Origin of the sequence: Kribbella speibonae (assembly GCF_004331375.1) — a bacterium.
Classification (GTDB): domain Bacteria; phylum Actinomycetota; class Actinomycetes; order Propionibacteriales; family Kribbellaceae; genus Kribbella; species Kribbella sindirgiensis.
This window is the reverse complement of the sequence record NZ_SJKC01000002.1, coordinates 1,673,996-1,681,003: the sequence shown is the minus strand read 5'-3', so window position 1 is coordinate 1,681,003 and position 7,008 is coordinate 1,673,996. Positions and strand designations below refer to the sequence as shown.

5 protein-coding genes are annotated in these 7,008 nt (G+C 67.1%); 4 read left to right on the top strand and 1 reads right to left on the bottom strand.

The window, feature by feature from the left end; all coding sequences use genetic code 11:
* Positions 1-647 precede the first annotated feature (647 nt).
* On the top strand, positions 648-2,687 hold the full coding sequence (locus E0H92_RS21280) for an ATP-binding protein (protein ID WP_131497407.1): 2,040 nt from the start codon (positions 648-650) through the stop codon (positions 2,685-2,687).
* 697 nt (positions 2,688-3,384) lie between these two features.
* On the opposite strand, the gene E0H92_RS21275 is transcribed toward E0H92_RS21280, so the two are convergent.
* The gene (locus E0H92_RS21275) at positions 3,385-4,608 is read right to left on the bottom strand and encodes an OmpA family protein (protein ID WP_165549866.1); all 1,224 of its coding nucleotides are present in this window, start codon (positions 4,606-4,608) and stop codon (positions 3,385-3,387) included.
* 145 nt (positions 4,609-4,753) lie between these two features.
* On the opposite strand from E0H92_RS21275, the gene E0H92_RS21270 reads away from it, so the two are divergent.
* The 3 genes from E0H92_RS21270 to E0H92_RS21260 are packed head-to-tail and all read left to right on the top strand — an operon-like array spanning position 4,754 to position 6,998.
* Positions 4,754-5,515 carry a hypothetical protein gene (locus tag E0H92_RS21270; protein ID WP_131497405.1) on the top strand — a complete coding sequence of 254 codons (762 nt, stop codon included), beginning with the start codon at positions 4,754-4,756 and terminating at the stop codon, positions 5,513-5,515.
* Positions 5,512-6,120, top strand: a complete 609-nt coding sequence (locus E0H92_RS21265) for a hypothetical protein (protein ID WP_131497404.1) — start codon at positions 5,512-5,514, stop codon at positions 6,118-6,120. The genes E0H92_RS21270 and E0H92_RS21265 overlap by 4 nt, the downstream gene beginning before the upstream one ends.
* Positions 6,117-6,998 (top strand): hypothetical protein, encoded by an 882-nt coding sequence (locus E0H92_RS21260; RefSeq protein ID WP_131497403.1) that lies wholly within the window; start codon positions 6,117-6,119, stop codon positions 6,996-6,998. Before E0H92_RS21265 ends, E0H92_RS21260 begins: the two co-directional genes overlap by 4 nt.
* Positions 6,999-7,008 lie beyond the last annotated feature (10 nt).

Sequence of the window (7,008 nt, the reverse complement as noted above, 5' to 3'; positions counted from 1 at the left end):
CACGGCGAGAATCGACTTCCCGCTGACCAGCGGGAACGTCAGAAACCCGACACATCTCACACCGTCGCCAGATCGCATCCAATCGTTTCGGCGACAGAACATCCTCAGGTGCCAGAAGTGTAACGGTTTGCGACTTCGTCGCTGCGGCGGTGGATGAGAATCGGGGTGTGCCGTCCGGCGACGTCGAGTCAGACTGGTGCGGGTGAGCCCGTAGATGTGTAAGCGGGGTCTTCGGATGCCGGTGGATTGTTGCTGCGAGCACGTGGGTCTGTGTCCTGGCAGAGGGCCTTCCGGGCGGCGCGTGGCTGCGGGGGGTCGTGGCCGGGGAGGTCCGGCAGAATTTCGGATGCAGCCAGCTCCGCAACGCATCGGCGTCATCCGCCGCCAGCGCCGACGGCCCGTGCTTCCGCTGCCTCGATGACCTGCCCCCGAACCGTCATCGGTCCATTGTCACAATCTCGCCGCGGCATGGGAGCCGGGGCGAACCGGGAAAGGCCATAGGGAAGGCAACAGCTCATGAGTGAACACGCCCTGGCCGTCGAGCTCCGGGACGACGACTGATCGCGCGGGCCTCCGAGGGCCTCCGTGTACCGCTGTTGTCGGGACTTGTCGGTATGGTCGTTCCGTCCGCGGCGAAGGGATGGATCATGGCGCTGACGACCTCCCTGGTGGGCCGAGTCCGCAACACGAGCCTGCCCAAGAGCCACGCGCTCCTGCCGCTCCTCGAGGCGATCGTGAACGCGATCCAGGCGATCGACGCGCGGCACGAGGGCTCCGGCGCGCCCGGTCGGATCGACGTGAGGGTGCACCGCGACGCTCAGGCGGAGTTCGACTTCGGCCAGGCGGGGCAAGGGCGCGCCCCCATGAAGCCGATCGTCGGCTTCACCGTCGAGGACGACGGCCTGGGATTCACCCCGCGGAACATGTCCTCGTTCGAGACGTTGGACAGCGACTACAAGTCGGACCTCGGCTGTCGGGGCGTCGGGCGGCTGCTGTGGCTCAAGGCCTTCGACAGGGTGTCGATCCGCAGCGCGTACGAGGACCAGGACGGGAAGATTCGAGGACGCCAGTTCCGGTTCTCGGTCGAGCGCGAGGTCGAGCACGACGGCGACGCCGACGGGTTCGCGCGCCCCGGTACGGTCGTGAGCCTCGCCGGATTTAAGAAGTCGTTCCGGCAGCACGCGCCGAAGGGTGTCGACGCCATCGCGCGCGAAGTGTTCGAGCACTGCATCTGGTACTTCCTCCGACCCGGGGGAGCGCCCGTCGTGACGATCGCGGACGACGACGAATCGGTGTCGCTGGCCGACCTGATGGACGAGTTCGTCGACTCGGCGATGTCGTCGTCGACGATCGAGGTCAAGGGCCAGAAGTTCGACATGCTGAACCTCCGACTCAAGTCGTCCGCGCGTAACTCCGTCCCGCGTCTCCACTGGTGCGCGGCGAGCCGCGTCGTCATCAACGAGAACCTGAGCGGGAAGGTGCCGGGGCTCCACGGCAGGCTCAAGGACGAGGAGTCCGGCGAGTTCGTCTACGCGTGCTACTTGACCTCGGACTTCCTCGACGATCGGGTCCGGTCCGATCGGACGGCGTTCGACATTCGCGACCGCATCGCGGGGGAGTCGCTCGTCGACGACCTCTCGCTGGACGACATCCGCGAGGCCGTCCTCGAGGAGATCGGGAAGATCCTGAAAGACCCGCTCGAGTCCGCCCGCGAGCAGGGAAAGCAGCGAGTCCACGAATTCGTGAGCAAGCGCGCCCCGCGGTACCGGCCGGTGCTGGCCAAGATCGAGGAGCGCGGCATCACGGTCGACCCGTCGGTCAAGGACCAGGACCTCGAGCTCCAGCTCCACCGGCACCTGCAGAAGATCGAGTCCGAAGCCTTCGTTCAGGGCCAGGAGATATTTGCGGAGGCCGATTCGGAGCCGGCGGAGGACTACGCGGAGCGGCTCGCGGCGTACCTCAGCACGGTCAGCGAGATCAATCAGTCCGACCTGGCCGCCTACGTGTCGCGCCGCCGGACGGTGCTGGACCTGCTCGGGCGTCTGATCCGCGCGGACAAGGACCGGAAGTACAGCCGGGAGGACGCAATCCACTCGCTGATCGTCCCCATGCGGACCGACTCCAACGAGGTCGCCTCCGACGGGTCGAACCTGTGGATCATCGACGAGAGGCTCGCGTTTCACGACTATCTCGCGTCCGACAAGACGCTGAAGAGCATGCCGATCACCGGGTCCGATTCCACCCGGGAGCCCGACATACTCGCGACGCGCCTCATCGACTCGCCGGTGCTCGCGGCCGAGGGACAGAGGCTGCCCCTGCCGTCGATCGTCGTGGTCGAAATCAAGCGCCCGATGCGCAAGGATGCCACCGAGGGCAAGAACCCGATCCAGCAATGCCTCGACTACGTCAAGAGGATCCGCGCAGGAGGCGTGCTGACCGCGACCGGCAGGCCGATCCCGCCGACGCACGAGCCCCCGGCCTTCTGCTACATCATCGCCGACCTCACGGACAAGATGATCGAGCGATGCGAGATCTCGAACCTGAGGCCGACCCATGACGGCCTCGGATACTTCGGCTTCAACGACTCAGCCAAGGCGTACATCGAGGTCATGAGCTTCGACGGTCTGGTCAACTCCGCCACGGAGCGGAATAGGGCGTTCTTCGACAAGCTGGGTCTGCCCAGTTAGGGCTTCGCGAAGTGCAGATGCGCTCATGGCGCTGACCCTCGAACCGATCCAACGCACCGTCGCCATCGACCCCGTCGACGTCCAGGCGATCCGCCACGCCTTCGTGCGCGAGCATCTGGACGCCGGCGTTCCCGGCATCCACGCCGACTCGGTAAGGACGAAATTCTCGCGTACGTGGCCCAGCAGACGTCGAAGCCTCGAGTCTCTCCCCCGACCCGACCGGACCCGGCACGGCAGGCTCTCGCCCGTCATGTCACTCCGATCGTCGTCACTCGGGAGCGGCGTCCTGCATAGGACCCTCCGGCCCGCGCCTCTCGGAAGAGCGACAATCGACGACCGGCTCGTCGGGTCGACAACGGGACGGTAGTACTCCAGCGCACGCACGGTGAGATGGGCGGAGCCGGCCTGCCAGTTGCCCGGCCCGGCGAGGGCGCGCTCTCTCCGTCGTACGGTCGTCGAGAGTCTGCCTCGGGGTACTCTCAGCTGGCGGTCGCGGCACGACGCTCACCGGCCGGCGGCCTCCTTCCACTGATGGGTACCACGCTGGTGCTGCCCGCCGGTGATCAGCGGAGCGGCCTCGGTGAACAGTTCGTCGAATCTGGTCGGCTGGGTGATGACTCCTCTCGCTGCTCTGTGACGAGGTGGACCCAGGTCTTGAGCAGTTTGTTTCTGGCCGGCTCGGTGAAAGCATTCTCGGTCAGCGGGTTTCGAAGCTGAAGTCGGTCGCCCGGTTCAGCGCGGCGGTTGCCGGGCCGGTGACGGGGGGCTTGGCGAGATAGCCAGCTCCGATAGTGGTGATCCGCGCCGGGGCGACTCCCGCCCCGCGCAGAGCCGCTGCGCAGAGTTCGGCGCGAGCCAGACCGAGGGCCTCGTGAGAGGGCCAGGCCGTCGGTCCGTTGGAGGTGCGTCCGCGGATGGTCACGTGCAGGTCGGGGTGCTGCCTGAGGTGGCCGGCGATGGCTGCGATCACCTGCTTGGCCCGCGCAGGGGCGGCGAATTCGTCTTCGTCACTGGTGTATGCGAGAGAGTCTTCCAGCAGACTGACCGTTGTCCGCGCCTTGACGGTCGTGCTGGTCGTTGGGACAAGGAGGGTGGGGGACGGATCGGGGGTGACGCGGTCGGTGGTGAACTCGGTGATCGGCCCGGGGCCGTTGGCGGGCAGGGGCAAGCTGGCCGCCGTACCGCCACAGCCTCTGATGGCAGCCAGGTACTGGCTCGCGATGGCCTGGCGTTGGCGGGCGCTGAGCTGTGGCTGCGGGGCGACCGCCTCGGCGACGCCATAGAGGGCGACGTGCAGGTTCTTCAACCGGCCGCAGGCTGAGTGTTGCTTCACATAATCGGCGACCTCGGCAGGGAAGGCGGAGGTCATCGCGGTATCCGTCATCCGCAGCAGGCCGCTGTCAGAGAGCAGATTGTCGCGGGAGAGGATCAGGCCGTTGGCGCCGCCTGCGCCGATCGAGGTCAGCTGGTCCGCGGCGGTGAGAAGTGCAGCCCAGCTGTCATTACCAGCGGACGAGGCCTTGACCACCGCGATCCGGGACAGCAGGTCGGCTTCGGCATTCTGAAGGTCGTCGGCGTAGGCCTCCGGATTGATGGTGTCGGGAGTGGCCCGGAACCGGACCGCCACATGGGGGACTCCCTCGGCGGTGATGACACTGATCGGCAGGCCACGGCCGATGGCGATCCTGATCAGACACTGCCACTGCTCGGGCATCCCTCCTGCCGGTGCGCCCTGGTGCACCGGCAAGATGAAGGCGACGGCGCGGATCTTGCCGTCGAGCTCGCACAAGGGCCCTGGTGAGGTGGCGGGTGATGCCTGCCCACCGGCGGCTGCGGAACTGCCGCATCCACTCAGCAGTGCCAGGCTGAGAGCCGATGCAGCGAGTGCTGCCACGGTCAGGTATCTGCGGTTACTGTTCATCGGAGTCCTTCCAGAAACGAGAGAGCGCGCGTTGCCTCTACCCTCAGGTTGAGCACGGACCCGGATCTGGGCCGGAACGATGTTCGGTAAAGGCAGTCCGAACATCGTTCGGACTGCTGGAGCATCCGTCGCCGACACTCGGCCCATGACCAGAACGAGTCACGTGGCGGCCGGCGCGCAGAAGACACAGCGCCAGGTCCTGCAGCGCCGATCACCGCACCGGATGTTGTCGTACGACCCGGTGCAGCGGCTTGTCGACGGATGGCAGGCGCGGCGCGCAGCCCGCGCGAGTTCGTGTACTGACATCGACGAGACCCCGTTGGCTCACCGTCTGCGGTGGACCTACAACGAGGCATCCAATCGCCTGCTTGTGCAAGCTCAGGCGGTCAACCATCAGCAGATTCGCCGGCTCGAGGAGAACGTGCAGCTCCTCCAGGACGCGGATGCCGAGGTCACACGACGACTTCTGGCCCTCGAAGCGACGAGTGCTCCCGACGTGGCCCGTAAGGGCGCCGAGCAGCATCTGAGCGACGAGAGTGTCGCCATCAGACGTCGCCGTGAGGCAGATGCCGACCGTGCGGTCGTGCGATCGGAGCTGGAGCAGGCCAGGTGTCGCCGTGACGGCCTCCGTGCAGCGTGCCGGGCAGACGCCGCCGACCTGAGGGAACAGTTCGAGCTCTTGCTCGTCGCGGACAGCAAGTTCCGCGCCTACGCGCATCGGAGGGCGGCGAACTACGGCCGGGCGTGGGACGCCGTCCGGGACACACCGTCCTCCGACGTCACCATTCCCACCCCAGCCTGGGTCGACGGCGGCTTTCCATGGCTCCCGGTCGGTTACGAGCAGCTGGTGAGCGGCGTGGCCACCCTGCCTGAGCCCGTCTCCGGTACAGCCGAGGAGGAGAAGTGACGAAGCGCAACCTGTTCCGTCGCCAGACGATGGTCACCCGGGTGGATCGGCCTGATTCCCTCTCGCCGGCGACGGCGCCGTCAGGGGCAAAGGACATCGACCAGGACCGCGACACCCAAACCGTCGTCGACGCCATCCGGCGCCTTGCCGCCGCCGGTGCTCTGGACGAGTTCGTCGCCGACACCTTCGACGGGTCGATCGAGGCATGGCGAGAACAGTGGGACGCCCGGGTCGACGAACTTCTCGCGCGCCAGATCGGCACCGCCCTCCACCTGGCCAGTCAGGAATCGGAGAACCTGACGTTGGTGGCGCTGCGCGTCGCGCAGTTGCGCGAGGACGTCGCCGAGCTGGAGTGGGAGGCGGACTGCTGGCGGCGGGTGCTCGGAGGAGACATCAGGCACCTGCCCTTCCCGCAGCGGATGCGTGAGCAGGACGAGACCAGCCTCGCCGGCGAGCCGACCGATCAGGCAGAGCCGCGATCGCTCCCGTCGACCGGCGTGCTCGGGTCTCTGGGCCGCGCGGCCTATCACGGGACGGCATCCGTCCCGGCCGACAGCACCGCACCTGTTGTCCGGCCTTTGACCATGAAGGAGAACCAGTCATGAATCCTCCGCTGTCAACGCCGGGCGCTCGGTCCGGCGATTCCCGGCCCCAAGCATCGACGCCGCACTTGTTGAGGGCGATCGGCTGGGCGAACCCCCATCTCTTGTCCGCCGGACCGCGGTATCTCGCCCAGCTGGGTATCGGCGCGTGCATCGTCTTGCTCAGCATCCTGGACGCCTACCTGATGCAGGGTCCCCTGCAATCGGTGCTGCGGCACGATCCGAGCACCACCTTGAGGATCGCCCTCGGCGTATCCGCCGCGTCGGCACTGTTCGCCGCGTGGGTGGGATACACGCTCAAAGGGGCGAACGGTGAACACCCGGGCAACCGGCGGTACCTTGTTCTCCCGGCAGTCATGGGCCTGATGTGGCTGGCGGTCGGTCTCTGCATCTTCGCGATCCGCATAGTTAGCGGCTCCACCCGCGCGGCGGTCACCTACGACGGCGCGGCCCCGACCGCATCCACACCGGGGATCTCGGCGGCAACGTGGGCGTCGGCAGCGCTCTTTCTGGCTGTTTACTTCCTCGTCGGGCTGGCGGCCTTCGGGGACGTGTACCACCAGCGCAACGATGCCGCCGCGTCACTGCGTCGCACTGCCAGGAAGCTGGCCACTACGCGTCAGAAGCTGCAGGCCGACGAAGCTCTGCTCCGCCGCCTCGTCGAAGGACTCGGGATCCGCCAGCTCGAGGTCGAGCTGCTGCCCCGGCAGGTGGAGCGGGCGAAAACGGGACACCTGGCTCACGCCCTGGCCCTCCGGCAGCTCTCGCGCCACGAACAGGCGATTCACCTGGCCTCCCCGTCGGGAACCGGCATCACCAGCCCCGACCACGAGAAGAATCCCGCGAACACCGGTTCCGGCGTAACGCAGCCACCGGCATGATGAATCGCAC

Excerpts from the sequence above, each read along its gene's own strand:
- E0H92_RS21260 (WP_131497403.1), top strand. The coding sequence starts at position 6,117 with ATGAATCCTCCGCTGTCAACGCCGGGCGCTCGGTCCGGCGATTCCCGG.
- E0H92_RS21270 (WP_131497405.1), top strand. The coding sequence starts at position 4,754 with ATGACCAGAACGAGTCACGTGGCGGCCGGCGCGCAGAAGACACAGCGC.
- E0H92_RS21280 (WP_131497407.1), top strand. The coding sequence starts at position 648 with ATGGCGCTGACGACCTCCCTGGTGGGCCGAGTCCGCAACACGAGCCTG.
- E0H92_RS21275 (WP_165549866.1), bottom strand. The coding sequence starts at position 4,608 with ATGAACAGTAACCGCAGATACCTGACCGTGGCAGCACTCGCTGCATCG.